We start from the raw sequence: 20,518 nt of genomic DNA, 5'->3' as shown, positions 1-20,518 counted from the left end.
GAGTTTATTTTTGAAAATCAATTCTATAATTTTCTTTTCATAATATTTTGATATTCTGATTATAACTTAATTCATTTTTATTTGTATCCGAAAAATGATATTTGTTTATGGTTTATTTAAAAAGCGGTATGCCAACCAGGATAATATTTTTACTCCGGTTTTTAAAGCTGTTTCATCAATTAGGAAATACGGAGTATGCTGGCCTTGACATTCAGGGTTAGCAGAGCCTTTTATTCCCAATCTGAAAAATGTGGAGGGTATGGCATGTGAGTAAAATGCGAAATCTTCAGAGGTCATTCGTTTTTCTAACGGGATCACGTGTTCCTCTCCTAATAATTCTATTGCGTAGTTGCGAGCTTCTTTTGTAATGCTTGCGTCATTTATGAGTGCGGGATAACCGTCTTTCATGTCTATTTCGCAAGTACATCCGTAGCTTTCGGCTGTTTGTTTGATTGTTTGCAGAATGAGAGGTCTTAGTTTTTTTCTTTCGTCTTCCTCCATACATCTTAAAGTTCCGGATATTTGTACTTCCTGAGGAATGATGTTCGTCGCTCCGTCAGCAATGAAACGACCGATAGACAAAGTTGCCGGAATAAAGGGGTTTCGTCTGCGGCTAATGATTTGTTGTAAAGATATTACGACTTGAGCTGCCGCCAGTACGGTGTCGTTCAGCAAATGAGGCATTGCCCCGTGTCCCCCTTTCCCCTTTATTGTGATATGAATTTCATCTGCTGAGGCCATTACGCATCCTTCACCGAATGCTACTGTTCCACAAGGTATTTCGGTATGAGTATGTAGAGCCATCATACATTCCGGGCGGATATTGTCGAAAAGACCATCTCGGAGCATTAAACGTGCCCCACCCGGATGACGTTCTTCTCCCGGTTGGAAGATGAGTAACAATGTCCCGCCGAATTCTTTTTTTAATTTGTTCATTACAAGTGCGCTACCTAATAAGCAAGCTGTATGGGCATCATGCCCGCAGGCGTGCATTACATGAGGGATCTTTGACCGATATTCGATTTGATTTTTTTCTTCTATCGGCAGAGCGTCCATATCTGCACGGAGTCCGATAATATGTGTGCCTTCTTGTTCTCCCTCTATCCTGGCCAAAATTCCATAGCCACGTATTCGGCTGCTGTAAGGAATGCCTTCGTTTTTTAATATTTCCTCAATAAAAAAAGATGTTTCTTTTTCTTGAAAAGAGAGTTCCGGATATTGGTGCAGATGTCGGTATATCGATATGACATCTTTTTCGATTTGGTCGCTGAGCCGGTTGATAATATTTTTCATATAAATATAAATAATTCACAAACTTACGTATTCTAATAATAAATAACGCTATTTTTTCGTTATTCTTTTGTTGCTTTTAATAAGATACGATGTGTTAAAATCGTTAGTTTAAAATATTAAAGGCATCTGAATTTTAGATTTATTTAGCCTTTTGTCTTATATTTGTTTGAATTTTTGCATTTAGCAAAGATTTGTAACACAAAGGAAATAAAATGAAACTATTTCGTCCTATATGGATGGTTGCTCTTTTTTCTTGTTTTTTGCTTGTATGTTCTTGCATTCGTCAGCCAGAGCAAAAGAGGATAGTGACCGTAACCATACAGCCTCAAAAATATTTTGCGGAAAAAATTGCCGGAGACAGGTTTGATATTAATTGTATTGTGCCTAATGGCAGTAATCCGGAAGCTTATGATCCTTCTCCTTCCCATTTGGTTCGTGTAGGAAAAAGTGTTGCCTATCTGAAAATCGGTTATATCGGTTTTGAAGTGGCTTGGCTTGATAAATTGGCAAAGAACAATCCTGAAATGAAGATTTATGATACTTCTGAAGGTGTGTCATTGCTGACCGGTACTCATGAGTGTCATGAAGAACCGAATGCTTTGCACATGGAGAATATTGATCCTCATATATGGAGTTCTCCCAAAAGAGCCCGTATTATTGTAAAGAATATGTATGATGCATTTGTCGATATTGATCCTGACGGAAAGGAGTATTATACCCGAAATTATGAAAAACTTGTAGAGGAGATAAACCGGATAGATACGTTGTTGACTCATAAGCTTGCTCCTCATAAAGGGGAAATGTTTGCAATCTATCATCCGTCGCTTAGCTATTTGGCGCATGATTATGGTCTACGTCAACTAAGTGTAGAGTTGAACGGAAAAGGACCTTCGGCTTTCTATATGAAGAGGGCAGTTGATATAGCACGTGAAAATAATGTTCATATCGTATTTATTCAGAAAGAGTTTAATATTAAACAAGCTCTTACATTTGCAGAGGAGTTGAAAGGGAAGGTTGTTCAGATCGATCCTTTGAATTATGAGTGGGGAGAAGAATTAATTCATATCGCAGATGCTTTTGATTAGGGATAAACGAATCGAGGTTGCCGGGGTTTCGTTGCAATATGATCGTACTCCGGTTCTTGAAAATATCGATCTTACCGTTTATGACAAGGATTTTTTGGCAATTACCGGTCCTAACGGGGGAGGAAAGACGACATTGTTGCGGATTATTCTTGGATTGCTGCCGCCTTTGTCGGGAACAGTTTCATTTTATCGAAACGGATTGGAAGTCCCGTATTTGAATATGGGATATTTACCACAAAAGAATGCAATAGATTCGCGTTTTCCTCTTACTGTTTCGGAAGTTATTTTTTCGGGTTTGATGGGAGAAAAGCGTTTTTTGAAACCGTTTACTCCAGAGCAGAGGTTGCGGGTAGAAGAGGCGTTGTCTCTTGTTGGGCTTGAGAGATTTGCGGAAAGACCTATCGGAAAACTTTCCGGAGGACAAATGCAGCGAGCCTTGCTTGCCAGAGCTCTTGTTTCACGTCCTGAAATTCTCTTGTTAGATGAACCGTCATCTTATGTCGATCAGGAATTTGAGGAACGGATGTATGAAATCTTTCGTGAAATAAATAAAACGACAACTGTTATTTTGGTATCGCATGAACTGAACAGAATGGAGGAGATGGCAACTCGTATAGTCAGGATTAATCGGTCTATTCGTGAGATAAATAACCGGGAATTATGATTTTCGGTATAACCCTCCGGGATATGGACGGACAAGACCTTTGAATTCGAGTTCGAGAAGAGTTGCCAATACTTGAGATGCAGGAAGGTTGCCGATAATTGTCAATTGATTTATATGGCATTCTCCTTTTTCCTCCAATATTTCCATCAATAATGTTTCGGTTTCGTTCAGCTCCGGAAAAAGAGATATTTGTTTCGGTTCTTTATCCGGAATGTCCCAACACATGGCATCGGCGATATCCCGAGCCGAAGTTACTAAGGCTGCCCGGTTGTTTCTTATTAATTGATTGCAGCCTTTAGAATATTCATTTTGTATGTTTCCGGGCAGAGCGAATACATCCCGATGATAGCTTTCTGCAATTCCGGCAGTAATTAAAGAACCACCCTTTTCTGCTGATTCTATAATCAGTGTTGCATCCGACATTCCGGCAACTATTCGGTTGCGGGCTACAAAATTCCCTTTATGTGTCGGATGTTGAGATGAATATTCAGTCAATAATCCTCCGCAAGAAAGCATTTCTGCAGCAGTCTTTCTATGTGTAGCCGGGTATAAAGTATTCATTCCGTGAGCTAAAATGCCAATAGTTTGAAGCTTATTATTTAGAGCTTCTCGATGTGCGCATATATCTATTCCGTAAGCTAACCCGCTTACTATTATTAGGTCAGGAAACCATCTGGACAATTCTTGTAAGAGGGTTTTACAAAAGTCTCGTCCGTAATTAGTCGCATGACGAGTACCTACAATACTTATTATTTTAGAGGAATTCAGGTTTGCTGTACCTCTATAATATAATAATATCGGAGCATCGATACACTCATTCAAACGGGCCGGATATTCAGAGTCGGAGAAGAATAGCGGGATAATATGATTTTTTTCAATAAAATCTATCTCTCTTTTGGCTGTTTCAAGGGCTGTTTTTATTGACTCGTCACTAAAGACAGGTGTTTGCAGTTTACATATATTCTGCAAGTTTTGCCCTTTTTCCTTAAATATTCCTGAAGCACTGCCTATTGTATCCAGCAATGTTTTTGCGAGTAACAAATTCATGCCCTTAATACGAGTCAATGCGATCTGATATATTGTTTCTTCGCACAGTGCCATAACAATAAAGAGGTTAAAGATATTCCTTGAATAGTTTTTCCAATTCTTCTCCCCGGCTGATACGTCCGTTTACGATACAGACAGTTTCCACTCTACTTTTGATACAGAGTTTGTCGTCTGATCGGCGAAAAATATCCTGATAAAAGACAAATTTAGCACCTTCTTTCCGTAAAAATAGCTTACAAATAAACCAGTCTTGACTTTTGAGTGAGGTTTTGTAGTCTATTTCTATACGGCAAACTACCGGTTCTATACCTTGTTCCCTCATATCGACAAAAGCTGTTCCCGTACTTTGCAGAAATTCATGCCGTGCATGTTCCAAATAGTGCTGGTAGTTTGCGTTGTTGACTATACCTTGCATGTCGCACTCGTAGTCACGCACTTTCATTTCCAATTCAAAACAATATTTCTTTTCCATTAAAAAGTTGATGCTAATTTGCTAAATGGGCGATACGATCGATCAGTTCATTCCCCAATTCTGTTTTTGCTTTAATATGTTCGTTTACGGTTTTTACAAAAGGATTATTCTCAAAAGCCCCTCTGACCTGTTCGAAATCGACATTTTTTTGTTGAGTGTTTCCGTCTATTCCGAATCCGGTTTTTGCAGTCATTGAGAATTCTTTTTTCGCATCGGCATATAACATCTCGTCGAGGCTTACAACGGCATCTTTCCATATATTGACGATTTCCGTAATATCTTGTGCCGTTATTTGGTCGATAGGACGGTGATACCATGATTGCATTACTTCATATGCCCATGCCCATTCTAAATCATAGTAGCGTTTATGCAGACTTATAAATGTTTGCTGTATCGGTTCGAGCGTTTTTATTTCTTCTGATTCTATTTGGTTGATGAGGCGGTCTATTTCCGATTTGGGAGCTATCAAGCCCGAAAGATCCAGCCAATCTCCTGTCCCTATGTTATTGTCGGGACGTAATCGCTCTCTTATTTCTTCATCGCTTTTGAACCGGATGTTTTCTAAACGTTTGATTATAGAGTTCCCTAAAAATTTGTTGATAGCTTTGGAGTATAAGTTAATACCCTTGACTAAAGATGTGTTTTTGATACAAGCGCTTTGATAGGAATACACTTCGGATGTTTCTCCCGAACTTTCCTGTAAATGGCGCAAAACGTCTATGGCTGTCAGCATTTTCTGTATCGTGTAGGGACTTAGTAGATTAAAATTCACCATGTCGAGGTGTTCCGGGTCTTTCCGGTTATCTCGTTTCGGCCATTTTAGCGCATCCCGAATAGTTCCTACACTTTTCAGGTTTACTCCCGGTACGAGATATGATTCAGAACCTTTCTCGATAAGATAAGAAAAAGGAAGTTTAGACGTGTCCGGATGTCGCACATGCCGACCCATGACAAGAGAAAAAGCTCCTATTTTAGCAGGCCAAAGAACATAAGAATCACTTGTCGTTTTAGACCCTCTTTCTACGATGCCTTGGTGAATAGGTCCGAGTTTATACATATGGTTACTTTGGTTAGAACCGCTTCCTGCATTCAAGAAAGAAAACATGCCGGCGATTAAAAGACTCGATTTGTGCATCGATACGGTATAAGGCCCGGCGAAGATCGCGCAGGCTTCTCCGTTTTCTCCTTGACAATTACAGAAGAATAAAGAATCGTGTGCAGAGAAAAGGTGAGAAAGATGACAAGCTTGTCCGATAAAACAACGCATCATGACAACACCATCGCTGACATGTGCACCTGAACTGATAATGAAATCTTCTGCCATTACATTATGCCCGATCACGACGGGATCGTGTTCGTTACTGTTGATAGATCCGTTTTCCAGTCGTGAAGTTCCGTCGATGGTACAATAACTTCCGATACGGACATTTTTAATTGTTCCGGTATTTATGATAGTTACATGATCTCCGATAGTTCCTGTTTCTGAGGCGTGATCTTCGGCATACGTGTCGATCATTTTTTTTAACTTCTCTATTAAGAGGGGGCGATGACGATATAAAGCTATGATATAAGCCAGATGAGCCGATAGTTTATCATAAATGGGAACTTCCCGTCCGCCTGTTTCGTTAAGTACAGAAACCTCTGTTCCGTTTCCGAATTTGCTTTTACCGTCAACTACCAGAATATTTACATTTTGGATGAAACTGTCATTCCCGATTCGGTAATTGGCGATATAATTAGGTACGTTTTCGATTAATACATCGTCTCCGATTTCGCAGTTATGTAAAGTCACGTGGCGCAATCCGGAGTGTTTTTTCAATCCTCCATCTAACATGAACTCTTTTTTGAAAGCACCTAATTTTATTTGACCCGAAAAACGGGTATGACATATATGATCGGGAATAAAGTCCTTTGTTACGGATATTGCCGACCAATCATCTGCCATGCAGTTCTGCTGTTTTAATTGCTCGATTTCTGTAATCGTTAATCCTCTGTAAGCTCCCATTGTGTAGTGATGTATTAGTTGTATTTTAAAGTTTGCTCCTTTTTCAGAGCCTATATGTTTTCCTCTTCATCATATTTTTGAAAAAGGAAATCGTTATAAGGGAAACGGGTCACGTGTATCTCTTTAACACGTTCGTATAATAGTTTTTTTAGTTCTTCGATATTGTTTTTTTCTTTTGCCGATATGAAAATACAGTTTTCATTCATTCTGGCCATCCAAGTTTCTTTCAGCTCGTCTAACGAGATATTCTTTTTCGTTTTAGGCGATAGGTCATCCGGATCTTTTTCTACATACGAAAATGCATCGATTTTGTTAAATACGATTATCATCGGTTTATCAGAAGAATTGCAAACTTCGTGCAGCGTCTGATTCACTATTTCTATCTGTTCTTCGAAAGATGGATGGGAAATATCGACGACATGTACTAATAAGTCGGCATCCCGCACTTCGTCTAATGTAGATTTGAAAGATTCGACCAAATGAGTCGGAAGTTTCCGGATAAAACCTACTGTATCGGTCAACAAAAAAGGCAGATTGTCGATAATGACTTTTCGTACGGTCGTGTCTAAAGTCGCAAAAAGCTTGTTTTCAGCGAAAACTTCCGATTTACTGAGTAAGTTCATCAGAGTAGATTTCCCGACGTTTGTGTATCCGACCAGTGCGACACGCACCATCTTCCCTCTGTTTTTTCGCTGCATTTCTTTTTGCTTGTCTATTTGCTTCAGTTCTGCTTTCAACCGGGAAATTTTATCCAAAATGATTCGGCGGTCGGTTTCAATTTGGGTTTCACCCGGACCGCGCATTCCGATACCTCCTCGTTGTCGTTCCAAGTGAGTCCATAACCGGGTCAATCGGGGAAGAAGATATTGGTACTGTGCCAGTTCTACTTGACTTTTTGCATTGGCGGTTTGCGCTCTTTTTGCAAAAATATCGAGGATAAGACTGGTGCGGTCTAATATTTTTACTTGCAGTTCTTTTTCTATGTTTTTTAATTGCTTCGGAGAAAGATCATCGTCGAAAATAACGAGACCTATTTCGTTTTCTTCAACATAATCTTTGATTTCCTGTAATTTCCCGGCTCCGACAAATGTTACGGGATTTGGATATTCTAACCGTTGTAAAAATTTCTTGACTGGTTCTGCTCCCGCTGTTTCTGCCAAGAACGCTAACTCGTCCAGATACTCGTTTGCTTTTGTTTCGTTTTGAGTTTGGGTGATAATACCAACTAAGACCGTGCGTTCAGATTCTTGTTTAGTCAGGATAAATTCTTTCATTGACAATATTCTTATAATTATTGCAAATATAATGCAAATGGCTTATATTTTGTTCTTCTTGCAATTATAAACTGTATATATCCTAATCTTATTGACAGAGTTACAAGTCGAGACGCTTTTTTACTATTGCAGGGTTGCCTGCGGCAAAAGAGTCATCGGGAATGTCTTTGACTACAACACTTCCTGCTCCGATAATGCACCGGTTACCGATTGTTACTCCCGGACAAATTACGACACCTCCTCCGATCCAGCAATCATCTCCGATCGTGATCGCTTCTCCGTGTTCTACTCCGGTAGCCCGTGTTTTGTAGTCGTATGGATGAATCGGTGCGTAAATTTGAACATTCGGACCTATCAGTATATTTTTCCCTAAAGTGATGGGGGCGGTGTCTAAGATTGTGCATCCGTAATTGATGAAGCCGTTTTCTCCTCCATATATTAAGAATCCGAAATCACAAATAAAAGGAGGTTGTATCCGTAATGTCGGGTGTGTATTAGGCAGTAATTTACGCAATATAAAATTTTCTTCGAGACAATTGACAAAAGCTTCTTTATTGTATTGTTCGACTAAAGCTAATGCTTGTTGGTGCATTTGTTGTAATTCGGAGTCGTAAGGAGTGTATAATTCTCCCGCTAACATTTTTTCTTTTTCTGTTTTCATTCGTTATTCTTGAGTGAAGATAAAATTTGTTTTGTCTGAAAGATTCTTATTGAAAGAAAAACCTTCCCATGAAAAAGCTTTCAGGTCTTCAGGTTTTTCGATTTTATTTTTTATTATGAAACGTGTCATAGCACCGCGAGCCATTTTTGTATAAATGACGACAGTCGTCTGTTTCCCGTTTTTCCAGACTTTAAATTGCGGAGTAATAATGGTAACGGAAGATTCTATTTTTTTCCAATCGAATAATTGTTTCATTTCGCTACTTGCCAGATTGAACAAAATATTCCCGTTTTTTCTTATTTCCGATAAAAGCGGTTGTGTTAGTCGGGATTTCCAGTATTCGAACATGGAGTCTGTTCCGGTTTCGGGTAATGAGACATTTCCTTCTAATCGATATGGTTTGATGCCATCTAACGGGCGTAATAATCCGTAACAAAAAGACGTGATTCGTAAATGTTCTTGTGCATATAAAAATTCTTCACGAGTAAAGTCCCCCGGATTGATATTTTTGAATACGATTCCCGTATATGCAAGCAGAGCCTGCAATGTCGGTGTCTCTTCGGAGTGGAAGAGTCTGTATCGTTCATAGTTTTCCATAGCCAATCGGGAAGTAGTATGTAACATCCTCTTTAGCTCATCGGGAGAATATTCGGTTAGTTGCAGGATAATATCCGAAGCCTCTTTTCCGAATTTCGGAGTAGTAAGAGCCGGAGCTTTTATTCCGGTCGTGTCACACATTGTTTTGGCACAAGATAGAAGTGTCATCATAATCGTGTCGGTAAAATGTTTATTCAGTAAATGTAAAAGAAAAAATCGTATTATGGAAAAACTTCTTTTGGTATGGTTAATATATTATTGTGTATTTTGTTGGATTACAATTTTTTTTATCTTTGTGAAAGTTGAATTCGTCATCAGTCGCTGACTAATACCATGTGCTTATAATAGGTCTATGAAAATCTCTCAAGTATATTTGATTTTTAGTGTATTCTTTATTATCGGTTTTGGAGAAGCTTATTCTATTTTAGACAAATCTCGGTATTTGTTTCATACGTTTCCTGTATCTATCAATACACATCAAGCTGTTACGTCTATAACGAGAGACCGTCAGGGGAAAATGTGGATAACAACAGAAGATGATGTTATGAGTTTTGATGGATATTCTTTTGTGTCGTTTATTCGTAAAGTGGATAAACCGGAGAATGCCGACCGGATGATGTTTAATCGTATTATCCCTGATTATTGCGGTAATTTGTATTTATCCAGTAGATATGGTGGTCTGTTTCGGATGTCTGCTGACCAGCTTTGTTTTAAGAATTTGTTTAAAGGAAATGTTGCATTCCCATGCGAATCTTCTGATCATAAAATTTGGCTATTATATAATGAGCAACCTTTCGTGTTTGATCCTGCAACTGGTGAACTAATGAAAGTTTCTGGTATGGAACGGGAAAAAGGCAGTTGCTTGTATGTTTTTAATAATGAATTTTGGGCAGGTGGTATTGCCGGTGGAATATTCCGCTTTGATACCGATTCCCAGAGGTTTGTCCCTTTTTCTCAATTGTTTGTTAAAGATATGATTCAGAGAATTGTGAGATATGGAGATTTTGTTTATGTTTTATCTGATCATAGTGGATTATTTAAATATGATATGTCGGGAGTATTGGTACAACATTATCCTTTATCTCATGATGGCAAAACTTCTGTTTATACGAAGGATATGAATATAGATAGTCAGAATGTGATGTGGATTGGAGTACAAAACGGTCTTTTTTTGCTGGATCTTCAAAGCGGAGATGACTTTTTTTTACAGAATGATCCACATCAGTTATATTCGTTACCCTATAACTCTGTTTGGACTATATATACTAATGAAGATGGAGGGGTTTGGACTGGCACATACGGAGGAGGACTGGCATATTTTAATTATTCCGATTCTCATTATCGTTTTTTCACCCAGACGACCGAAATATCGTTAAGTTATAATATTGTCAGTTGTTTTGCCGAAGATCAAGATCATAATATTTGGATTGGAACAGAGGGGGGCGGTCTGAATCGGTTGGACAGGGAATCAGGACGTATTACTTACTATAAACATAATAGTAGGCCGGATAGTCCGGGAAGTAATTTAATAAAAAAGTTGTACTATCATCCTATTTATGGAAAACTGTATGCCGGGTTATATAGGGGAGGGCTGAATGAAATAGATCCACATACGGGTAAGGCGTTTCGTTACCGATTGCCTGACCCTTCAAAATCTTCCCGAAATTTGGACGTTTATGATTTTGAAGTTCTTAATGATAGTATTGTCTTAGTGATAGATAAAGAGAGGGGAGTGTTTTCTTGCAATATACGGCTTGGAACGACCCGCCCGTTGTTTCCTGATGAGAAATTGAAATTTTATAGTTTATATAAGACAAGAGACGGATTATTATGGTTAGCGGGACAGCAAGGTATTGTCGTGATTAATCCTAATAATCAAAAGATCGTAAAGCGCTATGATAAGTATTCTGAAAAGGGCCGGTTAAGTGGTAATAATGTATATACAATTTGTCAGACTGTTACAGGAGATGTTTGGATCGGTACGCGGGGCGATGGGGTGACAGTTATCAGTCCTCGAGGGAATGTGACTTATTATAATCGAAAAAACGGACTTGATGCCGATATTGTATATAGTATATTAGAAGATGCAGAGTTTCATGACCTTTGGTTAACAACTGATAAAGGCATGTTTCATTATGTAACGTCTTCAAAAGAGTTTGTTCGGTTTGATCTGCCTGATGCATTTGTCTCCGGATCTTTTTATCCGAATGCCCAATATAAAACGGCTTTAGGAGATTTGTTATTCGGACATACAAATGGTTTTTTGTGGATTGAACCTTCTCGAATAAAAGTAAATCGGAATAAAGCTTCAGTATATTTTACGGGGTTATATATTAATAATGTTAAGGTAGAGCCGAAAGAAAAAAATTCACCGTTAAAACAAGATATCTCAGTAACCGACAAAATTGTGTTGGATGCTTCTGATACGAATATAGCTTTTAGTTTTGCATCGTCGAATTACCTTTATCCGTCCAGAAATCAGTTTGCATGTAGATTGAAAGGTTTCGATGACAATTGGAGGGTATTGGCTCCAGGGGAGTATAAGGCTTATTTTTCAGGATTATCTACCGGTCGGTATGTTTTTGAAGTGAAAGCAGCAAATAATAATGGGATATGGAATGATGCCGTTACTTCGGTAGTGGTGATAAAGAATCCGCCTGTATGGTTTACCTGGTATGCATTTGTTGCTTATTTCTCAGTTTTGGTTTTTCTGTTTTATTGGTTATGGCGCAATTCATCTCGTTTCCGGTATTTACTTTTGCAGTTGTCGAAAGAACAGGAACAACGGATGCGGATAGAACAAACAACTGAGCAAAAAGTCTCTTTTTTCACGAATATATCTCATGAACTACGAGCGCCTTTGAGTGTGGTTAATGATTTGATTATACGTTTACGTCCCGGTTTGAGGGATAATAAAGAGTCTGAAGAGCTGTTGGGACAAATGCAATCCCAGGTTGTAAGGGTAAATAATTTGCTTGATCAGTTGTTGGATATACAAACGATTGAAGGTAATTCTTTAATTATTAACTGTTTTAAGGGGGATTCTGTCACTTTTTTTCGAAAACTGTGTTCTAATTATGAGAATGTAGCGACAGGATATAATATTTCTATAATATTTAAGTCTGCTTTTGCTTCTGCAACTTTTTTGTTTGATCCGCTTATATGGGAAAAGATAATAGGTAATTTATTTATTAATTTGGTTCGTTATCTCCCTTCCGGAAATGATTTGACTTTTTCTTTGGAAGAGCCTGATATCAGGCATTTGGAGCAAAGCGGTTATTCTACGTTAGATAGCAAGAGAAAAATATCTTTAAGAATTTCAGGAAATGGAGTATTGTTATCTTTAGATGAAGCAAACGCTTTGTTTTATAGGTTCTATTCAGAAGCAGGAAATACTATTTCGGGGATAAATGCCGAATCTCGTTTAGGTTTGTCTTTGGTTAAAGAATTACTGGCATTATTGCAGGGGAATATATTTTATACTTATGTGGAGAGAAAGCTTGAATTCAATATTGTTTTTCCTGTAGAGTCCGCTCAAATGTCGTCCGTAAATTCAGAAGACTTCGATTTATCTTCTTATCCTTTTTCTTATACGGCTCATTTATTGTCCGGGTTATGTCCCCAAATAAACAAGGAGGAATCGGAAACGATAGAAAAGAAAAAATATTCGATATTAATTGTCGAAAGGGATGCCGTATTAAGGAGTTATTTGACGGATATTTTGTCTTCGAAGTTTTCGGTTATTGCAGCGAAAGACGGGAAAGGAGCTTTAGAGATAGCTTTGCGGGAGAGGATTTCTGTGATACTTACAGAGATCATGATTCCTATAATCGATGGTTTTGAACTATGTAGGCAATTGAAATCCAATCCTACAACATCAAATATACCGATCATTATTTTATCCTCACGTTTATCTGAAAAAGACAAATGGAAGGGTATGGACTCTGGGGCGGACTTATATATAGAAAAGCCATTCGATTCAGCGTTATTGATTCGGCAGATACAGAATTTGATTCGAACTCTTGAAACTCAACGAATGATTTCAGGAAAAACATTGGTACCTGTGCCGACTCCCGTTTCGGTGGAATCTGCGGATAGTATTTTTTTGCAAAGAGCATTAGCGTTGATAGAGAAAAATATGGATGACCCGTCATATGATGTGGAAAATTTTGTTTTAGATATGGCAATGAGCCGTTCGTTGTTGTACAAAAAAATAAAACTGTTGACCGGACATTCTGTGAAAACGTTTATTTTAGAAATAAAGTTGAAACGAGCTGTACAGCTTTTGACCGATACGGATTTGAATATAAGTGAAATATCGGATCGAGTAGGCTTTACCGAATCTCGTTATTTCGGTACTTGTTTTAAAAAACGCTTTGGTATGACTCCGAGCGAGTTTATAAAGGAAAAGAGAAAAGCCGATAAATAACATCTGTTTATGTGCGGTATTTGTCCATAAAATGTTTAAAAAATGGTATAACTCCGTTTTTATACATCTTATAAATATCTGTAAACCAATTCCTGTTTTTCGTACTTGATATTTGTATTGTCGGAATAGACCGATAAATAATATTAACCTTTAAATATTTTAGATTATGAAAAACAGATTACTGCTTCTTTCGTTTTTTTTATTAGCTGGAGTTATTTCTAAAGCCCAAAATTTAATTACGAATGGAGATTTTGAAAACTCGGATGGCTGGATAGTCGCTTCTCAAATGGTTAGAGGTGATGCCGCAATAGTAGATCATAGTCCTGATTTGCCGTTGGAAGATGGGGGAAGTAAGACTATGAGGTTTCATGGAAATTCAAATATTTTGACTACTGCCAAAACTTATTATAGAAGAGATGAAATAGCTGCTGCAGTAGAGAAACAGGTCTATACACTTACTTTCTGGGCAAAGGGAAAAAATGCAGAAATGGATATTTATCTTGCATTGGTAGGGAAAAATGCCGCAGGTGCGAATAAAGTTGATTTAGGAAATGGCGTGTTTACTATTCCGGCTGATGATGTATGGCGAAAATACACAAAAGTTTTAGATTACTCTTCCGGTAAAGTTATGGCCGGAACTGTAACTGATGTTTTAGAAGAAACGGAATGGGATTTTACTCAGCCTTTTACCTTTCGTATAGGTATTGCCGGTCCACAAGATATGACGGGTAAAAATGCTTATGTTGCATTGGATAATGTGAGTATTGTTGCAGGAAATACTTCCGGTATAAAATCTTATAGCGACAATTGTGCTGGTGAAATATATGGTAGTTCTTCGGGAATTGTCGTGAACGGTATTGAAGGGAAAGTCTCTTTTTATACAGCAACAGGAAGTCTGGTAAAATCGGCATATGTTGATGGTTCTTCTTCGGTATTTGATTTGCCACAGGGGGTGTATTTGGTGCAGGTGAATGGGAATAAAGTGTATCGAGTTATACGTTAGGAAGGAGTCTTATAGATTAAAATCTAAAAGTGATGAGAAATAAATTATTATTGATTGCTGTTTTGTTAGGGGGATTATCATCTTTTTGGGCACAGGAGAATAAGTTGATGAATGCCGGATTTGAAGAAGGTACGGTAAAAACCAAACGTGGAGGGGTTGAGAATGGAGAATGGTATAAAAATAATTTGCCGAATTCATCGATAATGCCTGTTGTAAATGTTGCGTATGAAGGAGATAAATCTCTACGATTTGTTTGTAATGATAGGATCGATACTCGTTATAAAAATTTTGTAGCTCAGAAAGGTCTTCAATTAAGTCGAAAAAAAATAAAGGTGTCGTTTTATGCTCGGTCAGCTAAACCTGTAATACTGAATGTCTCTTTTGTCGGTTTTGCAGAAGGTAAAGGAAATAAATCGATTGCCGGTCGTGGTGAAAATGTCAATATAACGGGCGATAATGATTGGCATTTATACACCGTAGAAGTGGATTTGGGATCAGGAAAAATCGTTTCGGATAAGAAAACTCATAGTTTAAATTTTGATGAGCCTTTTGAATTGAGAATTGCTGTCGATGGGGGACAAGATTTCAGTCGTGCGAAATTTGTTTTTTATATTGATAACATTTCTGTAAATGAAAAAGTGTAGGTGTTAATTTTTTATTATAAAACTACTGGCTTATTCTTGTCTCATCTGATATTTGAAAGCTTTGGGATAGGTCTGAGCCGGTTCTAAGATATACATATATGCAAATACTTGTTTTGAAAAAAATATGTGTTTTGATAGCTTCTGGGCGATTATTTATTCACAATAGATGATTGGCTGGCACGGAGATCTTTTGATGACGAAATAGGACGGAATTGCTATTATATCGATGTCCATAAAAAGAATAAGAAAAAACGTTATCCTCGTTATTCCAAAGGGGAATCTCACGGTATTCCGTATCGTTGCCTTACTCCTAAGAAATTGAAAAATGTTTTGGTAGCAGGCCGTTGTATATCTACAGATGAATATGCTTTTGGCAGTTTGCGGGTTATGCCGGCTTGCTTGGTGACTGGTGAAGCTGCCGGATTGGCTGGGGCTTTGGCTGTTCGTTCCGAAAAACCGGATGTGCATGAAGTTGATGTAACTTTATTGCGGAAACGCTTAAAAGAGGAAGGACAGAATATCCGGTAATCAGACATAAAAATAGAGTTTATAAAATTGTATTATGAGAATTTTTGAAAATTGATATAAATGGGAGGTTCCCCGTATAAAATATTGTTTATTTTTTTTTCTTTCTCTTCAATATGGTGTATGCTGAAGATATACAAATTTGTAAGAAGAATTTAATAGAATGGCATACGAATTCATTATATGAAGATGAAAAAATAGTATCTGAGATTATTCAGTTGACAGATAACGGTTCGTATATTGATCAATCTGTTAAAGAATTATACTTGAACATTCTCTTACCTTGTGATACGATAGAGCATTGGGTCGTTTCGCAGTTGCCGGATGGAAGTTGGCCGGATATAAATTATGAAGATCGAAGTGCAAGTCTTTGGCTACCGTCTTTTCATGTAATTCGTCTTTTCCATTTAGCAAAAAGCTATTGTGCTGTAAAATCAGGTTTATATCGTCATGATAAGGTGCTAAAAGTGTTTTTATCGGGATTGAACTATTGGTGTAATTACGACAATTGTTCTACAAATTGGTGGTTTACCGATATCGGAATTAATAAAATACTCGGACCAGCATTGTTGATGATGGAAGATCATTTACCCGAGGATTTAAGAAGTAAAGCACTTGAACAGTTGAGCCGTTCTCGTATAGGCAAGACCGGACAAAATAAAGTGTGGTTAGCAGGAAATGTTATCTATAAAGCGTTATTCGAGAAAAATAAAGATGAATTGGAGTCGGCCCGTAATGTAATTGTTTCGGAGATATATTTGACGATGGGGGAAGGAATACAACCTGATTATTCATATCATTTGCACGGTCCTCAGCTTCAGTTTGGGAACTATGGTCTTGCTTATGCCTTGAATATGACATATTGGGCTTGTATTTTTCGAGATACAAAATTTTCTTTTGCAGAGAAACAGATTGGGATATTGGGGGATTACTTGTTAAAAGGTTTAAATGGTGTTGTATGGAACGGTAGAATGGATTTTAGTGCTTGTGGTCGCCAACTGTTTAAAAATGTTCAAAGAGGAAAGGCCTTGGCATTAGTACAGGCTTTGTACGATATTTCTCATGTCGATCGAATGAGGGCTTGTCGATATAAAGAATCGTGCAGATCTATTCTTACTGAAGTACGAAATAGTGACTCTATCGGGACTTATGCTTTTTATCGGTCTGACATGCTGGTTAGTAAAACCTCAAAAGCTTATATATCCGTGAGATTTTCATCTCCTCGTGTTATCGCTACGGAGACAGGTAATAAAGAGAATTTGAAGGGATATTATTTAGGGGACGGTGTGATGGCTTTAATGCGAGACGGAAAAGAATATGAGAATATTTTTCCGGTGTGGGACTGGCATTGCCTTCCGGGTATTACTGCTCCTGCAAATTATAGAGATTTGCCTTTATTGGGATGGGAAGGTTATCGTAACGGAAATGCTTTTTCAGGAGTGATAGCTGATGGAGAAAACGGTATTGCCGCTTTTTCTCTCGATCGTGACGGGATAACCGGGAAAAAGGGGTATTTTTTGTTCGGAGATTTGCTTGTATGTTTGGGAAATGATTTAAGAAGTTCTAAGGGCGATTCTTTACAGACAACGATAAACCAAACGTATTATGCCGGTAATTGTACCATAAACTTTGAAGGGAAAACATCTGTTCTGAAAGATGATATTTTTGAGTTGCCTCCAGAAAGTAGCTGTCGGGTTAGTCATGGTGGTTGGGATTATTGTATTCTTCCGGGACAAAAAGGACGTATTTTTGTAAAAAAGAGTTTTGGTAGTTGGCATGAAATAGCTGTATTTTACGACATGTCCGAACAGTCTGCAAAAATATTTACTTGTGTTTTAGATAATCATCAGGGATGTTATGCTTATATGGTAACACCTTCTGATAAAAGTAGTCGGAAGGCTTTTTCGTCAGTGGATATTTTAAGCCGGACAGAAGAGTGCCAAGCGGTAAAACAAAAAAACAATAATCTCATATCAGCTATATTTTATAAACCTGGTTTGCTTCATCTCGATGCTTATTGCGATTTTATAGCAGTAACTCCGGCGTTATTTATACTCCGGCCTTATAAAGATGGTTGGAAAATAACGATGTCCGATCCTACGCAGCAATTAAAAACGATAGTTTTTGAAATTTCCGGAGAATATTCAGGCGGAGTTTATATCCCGGAAGAAAATCGTACTCGTTTTACTGTCAGCTGTCCTCAAGGTAAATATGCAGGTTCAGGAATCTCTGTTACGTTATAGTTTGGATTAAGAGTTTTGCTATCTAAATTTCTGGTAAAGAGATTCTCGAAGTTGATGTGGGTAAATTTAACAAGCTATTTCTATCAGACCTGAAAAAAATCCTTTTGTCTGTTTTCCGGTGCGGATAGGCAGACAAAAGGATATCATCAAATTATAGGTAGATGGAAAAGCTTTTTCAGGCGGGTGTAATACCTTGTTTCTTTAATAGTTCGAGTCCCAAATCTTTTAGTTTATATTTTTGTATTTTTCCGCTACCGGTTAATGGGAATTGGTCTATAAAGAAAATATATTTAGGTATTTTATGTCGTGAAATTTTCCCTTTACAGAAGTCTTTTACATCGCAGTCATGCAGACTTTCGCCCTCTTTCAGTATAATGAATGCTCCGACTTCTTCTCCGTATTTCTTTGAGGGCACGGCAGCAACTTGTACGTCTTTAATTTGCGGGATCTGATACAAGAATTCTTCAATTTCGCGTGGATATATATTCTCTCCGCCTCGAATAATCATGTCTTTGATACGTCCGGTAATTTTGTAGTTGCCTTCAGGAGTTTTTATTCCCAGATCCCCGGAATGCAAAAAGCCGTTTTTATCGATAATGGCGGCTGTGGCCTCCGGCATTTTGTAATATCCTTTCATGATATTGTATCCTCGGCAACACATTTCACCCTGCACACCTACCGGACATTCTTCGAGAGTTTCCGGATCTATTACGCGCACTTCTACTCCGGGAAGATCGCTTCCTACTGTCGATGCTCTGACTTCGACCGGATCATCGACTTTACTTTGAGTCATGCCCGGCGATGTTTCTGTCAGTCCGTAAACACTTGTGATTTCTTTCATGTACATTTTGTCCATTACTTCCCGCATAAGCCATTCGGGACACAGAGATCCTGCCATAATTCCCGTGCGCAGAGATGAAAGGTCGAACATGCTGAACATCGGGTGATTCAATTCGGCAATAAACATGGTCGGGACGCCGTATAGTGCAGTGCACCGTTCTTTATGAACCGAAGCCAGTACGACAAGCGGATCGAATCGTTCAAGCATTACGGCACATCCTCCATTGGTGATGATAGCCATGATGCCGAGTACGATACCGAAACAATGGAAAAGGGGAACGGGAAGACATACTCGATCGTTCTCTGTAAATTTCATGCATTGTCCTATACAATATCCGTTGTTCGTGATATTGTGGTGAGTAAGCATTACTCCTTTTGGGAAGCCTGTAGTCCCCGAAGTATATTGCATATTCACTACATCATAACAGTTGAATTTCTGTTTTTGGGTTTCTAACTTTTCATCAGTTATGGTATTTCCCAATAAAAGAAGTTCTGCTGTATTGTACATGCCCCGATGTTTTTCCTGTCCGATATAAACGACATTGCGCATATAGGGAAACTTATTACTTTTCAAATGTCCTCGTTGTGAGGTTTTCAATTCGGGGAGCATTGTGTAGGTCATGTCGACGTAATCGCTGTCGAATGTACCGTTGGATATGCATAATGTGTGAATATCGGCATTTTCTACCAGATATTCCAGCTCATGTTGTTTGTAGTTTGTATTTACAGTAACCAGAATTGCTCCGATTTTGGCAGATGCAAACAGAAATGTGAGCCAATCGGGTACGTTCGTTGCCCAAATACCGACTTTAGAGTCTTTTTCGACTCCTATGGCCATCATCCCTTTGGCAAGATTATTTACACGTTTGTTGAATTCTGAGTAAGTAAAACGCAAGTCTCGGTCCGAGTAAACGATAAATTCTTTATCAGGTGTTTTTTCTGCCCAATATTCGAGAAAATCTCCTAATGTTTTTTCAAATAATTGCATAGTCTGGAATTTTAGCGGTTTTTAGGCAGGAACATAAACTACAGCGAGAATAGTGGCTGTTTGGTTGTTATAGGCATGTACGTGATGAGGCACGATAGAGTCGTAATAAATGCTATCACCTTTTTTCAGGACATATGTTTCGTTACCGTAATTGATTTCAATTTCTCCGTTTGCGACTATAATAAATTCTTCTCCTTCATGTGAGGACATTTCATATTCGTTTGCCGGGGCTGGAGCTATGTTTATAAAAAAAGGCTCCATGTGGCGGTTCGATTTCGATTTTGACAAAGAATAATATTCCATGTGTCTGGATGCATTCGGAGTATTTGTAGAGAAACTAATACTTTTTTCCTTTTGCATATTCCGACATATAACAGGTCCGAGCTCTTCCTGATCATCAAGGAATGTTCCTAACCGTACCCCCATAGCTCGAGCTATTTTTAATAGCGGGGCAAGTGCCGGTAAATCGATATCTTCTTCTATTCGTGTAACCTGCTCTTCGCTTAATCCGGCTTGTTCGGCTACCTCTTTACGGCTCATATTCTTATTTTCCCGAATCGTTTGTATTTTGTAACCTACGGTCTTGTTGTTTTTCATAACTTACTATTATATTGTATGTTTTTGTGATGCAATTTGCAATAATATGAAATAATTATTGGCAAAAATAAGAAAAACTTTAATTTGAATGAAAGAATATACGAAATTTTTCCGAAATAAATTACTGAAAATCGTTTTATCGAGTTTTTTA

At 38.1% G+C, this 20,518-nt stretch carries 15 protein-coding genes and 1 pseudogene; 7 read left to right on the top strand and 9 right to left on the bottom strand.

Annotated features, from left to right (window positions below):
- Window positions 1-105 precede the first annotated feature (105 nt).
- Window positions 106-1,293, bottom strand: coding sequence for a M20 metallopeptidase family protein (locus tag AC1WHX_RS03145; RefSeq protein ID WP_481228849.1), 1,188 nt, complete (start codon window positions 1,291-1,293; stop codon window positions 106-108).
- 212 nt (window positions 1,294-1,505) lie between these two features.
- On the opposite strand from AC1WHX_RS03145, the gene AC1WHX_RS03140 reads away from it, so the two are divergent.
- Together AC1WHX_RS03140 and AC1WHX_RS03135 are read left to right on the top strand one after the other, a co-directional pair.
- On the top strand, window positions 1,506-2,378 hold the full coding sequence (locus AC1WHX_RS03140; RefSeq protein ID WP_122337659.1) for a metal ABC transporter solute-binding protein, Zn/Mn family: 873 nt from the start codon (window positions 1,506-1,508) through the stop codon (window positions 2,376-2,378).
- Window positions 2,365-3,042, top strand: coding sequence for a metal ABC transporter ATP-binding protein (locus tag AC1WHX_RS03135; protein ID WP_022603110.1), 678 nt, complete (start codon window positions 2,365-2,367; stop codon window positions 3,040-3,042). The genes AC1WHX_RS03140 and AC1WHX_RS03135 overlap by 14 nt, the downstream gene beginning before the upstream one ends.
- Here the strand turns inward: AC1WHX_RS03135 and dprA are convergent.
- The 6 genes from dprA to yaaA form a co-directional block, all read right to left on the bottom strand.
- A complete protein-coding gene (gene dprA / locus AC1WHX_RS03130; protein WP_303115826.1) occupies window positions 3,037-4,143 on the bottom strand; it encodes a DNA-processing protein DprA in 1,107 nt (368 codons plus the stop codon). The genes AC1WHX_RS03135 and dprA overlap by 6 nt on opposite strands.
- Before the next feature lie 13 nt (window positions 4,144-4,156).
- A complete protein-coding gene (locus tag AC1WHX_RS03125; RefSeq protein ID WP_009317981.1) occupies window positions 4,157-4,561 on the bottom strand; it encodes an acyl-CoA thioesterase in 405 nt (134 codons plus the stop codon).
- 13 nt (window positions 4,562-4,574) lie between these two features.
- Window positions 4,575-6,566: a DUF4954 family protein gene (locus AC1WHX_RS03120; RefSeq protein ID WP_122337658.1), complete on the bottom strand. Its 1,992-nt coding sequence runs from the start codon at window positions 6,564-6,566 to the stop codon at window positions 4,575-4,577.
- 50 nt (window positions 6,567-6,616) lie between these two features.
- Window positions 6,617-7,840 (bottom strand): GTPase HflX, encoded by a 1,224-nt coding sequence (gene hflX, locus AC1WHX_RS03115; protein WP_022603118.1) that lies wholly within the window; start codon window positions 7,838-7,840, stop codon window positions 6,617-6,619.
- Between the two features lie 100 nt (window positions 7,841-7,940).
- A complete protein-coding gene (locus AC1WHX_RS03110) occupies window positions 7,941-8,501 on the bottom strand; it encodes a sugar O-acetyltransferase (RefSeq protein ID WP_122337657.1) in 561 nt (186 codons plus the stop codon).
- A 3-nt stretch (window positions 8,502-8,504) separates the two neighbouring features.
- A complete protein-coding gene (yaaA, locus tag AC1WHX_RS03105; RefSeq protein ID WP_022603122.1) occupies window positions 8,505-9,269 on the bottom strand; it encodes a peroxide stress protein YaaA in 765 nt (254 codons plus the stop codon).
- A gap of 181 nt (window positions 9,270-9,450) precedes the next feature.
- Between yaaA and AC1WHX_RS03100 the strand changes: the two genes are divergently transcribed.
- The 5 genes and pseudogenes from AC1WHX_RS03100 (at window position 9,451) to AC1WHX_RS03080 (ending at window position 17,942) form a co-directional block, all read left to right on the top strand.
- Window positions 9,451-13,527 (top strand): hybrid sensor histidine kinase/response regulator transcription factor, encoded by a 4,077-nt coding sequence (locus tag AC1WHX_RS03100; RefSeq protein WP_303115830.1) that lies wholly within the window; start codon window positions 9,451-9,453, stop codon window positions 13,525-13,527.
- A gap of 166 nt (window positions 13,528-13,693) precedes the next feature.
- Complete coding sequence (locus AC1WHX_RS03095; RefSeq protein WP_303115832.1) at window positions 13,694-14,530, top strand: T9SS type A sorting domain-containing protein; 837 nt, start codon at window positions 13,694-13,696, stop codon at window positions 14,528-14,530.
- 32 nt (window positions 14,531-14,562) lie between these two features.
- Window positions 14,563-15,174, top strand: coding sequence for a hypothetical protein (locus AC1WHX_RS03090; protein WP_122337654.1), 612 nt, complete (start codon window positions 14,563-14,565; stop codon window positions 15,172-15,174).
- Between the two features lie 144 nt (window positions 15,175-15,318).
- Window positions 15,319-15,702: pseudogene (locus AC1WHX_RS03085) on the top strand (FAD-dependent oxidoreductase); the annotation flags it as partial.
- Window positions 15,703-15,815: 113 nt separating this feature from the next.
- On the top strand, window positions 15,816-17,942 hold the full coding sequence (locus tag AC1WHX_RS03080) for a polysaccharide lyase family 8 super-sandwich domain-containing protein (protein WP_302545257.1): 2,127 nt from the start codon (window positions 15,816-15,818) through the stop codon (window positions 17,940-17,942).
- A gap of 175 nt (window positions 17,943-18,117) precedes the next feature.
- Here the strand turns inward: AC1WHX_RS03080 and AC1WHX_RS03075 are convergent, their stop codons facing one another.
- The gene (locus tag AC1WHX_RS03075) at window positions 18,118-19,770 is read right to left on the bottom strand and encodes an AMP-binding protein (RefSeq protein WP_303115835.1); all 1,653 of its coding nucleotides are present in this window, start codon (window positions 19,768-19,770) and stop codon (window positions 18,118-18,120) included.
- 21 nt (window positions 19,771-19,791) lie between these two features.
- A complete protein-coding gene (locus tag AC1WHX_RS03070; RefSeq protein WP_022603148.1) occupies window positions 19,792-20,367 on the bottom strand; it encodes a helix-turn-helix domain-containing protein in 576 nt (191 codons plus the stop codon).
- Window positions 20,368-20,518 lie beyond the last annotated feature (151 nt).

Source organism: Coprobacter sp. (genome assembly GCF_982436375.1).
This window is presented reverse-complemented; position numbering and strand designations above follow the sequence as displayed.

Excerpts from the sequence above, each read along its gene's own strand:
- AC1WHX_RS03145 (WP_481228849.1), bottom strand. The coding sequence starts at position 1,293 with ATGAAAAATATTATCAACCGGCTCAGCGACCAAATCGAAAAAGATGTC.
- AC1WHX_RS03140 (WP_122337659.1), top strand. The coding sequence starts at position 1,506 with ATGAAACTATTTCGTCCTATATGGATGGTTGCTCTTTTTTCTTGTTTT.
- AC1WHX_RS03135 (WP_022603110.1), top strand. The coding sequence starts at position 2,365 with ATGCTTTTGATTAGGGATAAACGAATCGAGGTTGCCGGGGTTTCGTTG.
- dprA (WP_303115826.1), bottom strand. The coding sequence starts at position 4,143 with ATGGCACTGTGCGAAGAAACAATATATCAGATCGCATTGACTCGTATT.
- AC1WHX_RS03125 (WP_009317981.1), bottom strand. The coding sequence starts at position 4,561 with ATGGAAAAGAAATATTGTTTTGAATTGGAAATGAAAGTGCGTGACTAC.
- AC1WHX_RS03120 (WP_122337658.1), bottom strand. The coding sequence starts at position 6,566 with ATGGGAGCTTACAGAGGATTAACGATTACAGAAATCGAGCAATTAAAA.
- hflX (WP_022603118.1), bottom strand. The coding sequence starts at position 7,840 with ATGAAAGAATTTATCCTGACTAAACAAGAATCTGAACGCACGGTCTTA.
- AC1WHX_RS03110 (WP_122337657.1), bottom strand. The coding sequence starts at position 8,501 with ATGAAAACAGAAAAAGAAAAAATGTTAGCGGGAGAATTATACACTCCT.
- yaaA (WP_022603122.1), bottom strand. The coding sequence starts at position 9,269 with ATGATGACACTTCTATCTTGTGCCAAAACAATGTGTGACACGACCGGA.
- AC1WHX_RS03100 (WP_303115830.1), top strand. The coding sequence starts at position 9,451 with ATGAAAATCTCTCAAGTATATTTGATTTTTAGTGTATTCTTTATTATC.
- AC1WHX_RS03095 (WP_303115832.1), top strand. The coding sequence starts at position 13,694 with ATGAAAAACAGATTACTGCTTCTTTCGTTTTTTTTATTAGCTGGAGTT.
- AC1WHX_RS03090 (WP_122337654.1), top strand. The coding sequence starts at position 14,563 with ATGAGAAATAAATTATTATTGATTGCTGTTTTGTTAGGGGGATTATCA.
- AC1WHX_RS03080 (WP_302545257.1), top strand. The coding sequence starts at position 15,816 with ATGGTGTATGCTGAAGATATACAAATTTGTAAGAAGAATTTAATAGAA.
- AC1WHX_RS03075 (WP_303115835.1), bottom strand. The coding sequence starts at position 19,770 with ATGCAATTATTTGAAAAAACATTAGGAGATTTTCTCGAATATTGGGCA.
- AC1WHX_RS03070 (WP_022603148.1), bottom strand. The coding sequence starts at position 20,367 with ATGAAAAACAACAAGACCGTAGGTTACAAAATACAAACGATTCGGGAA.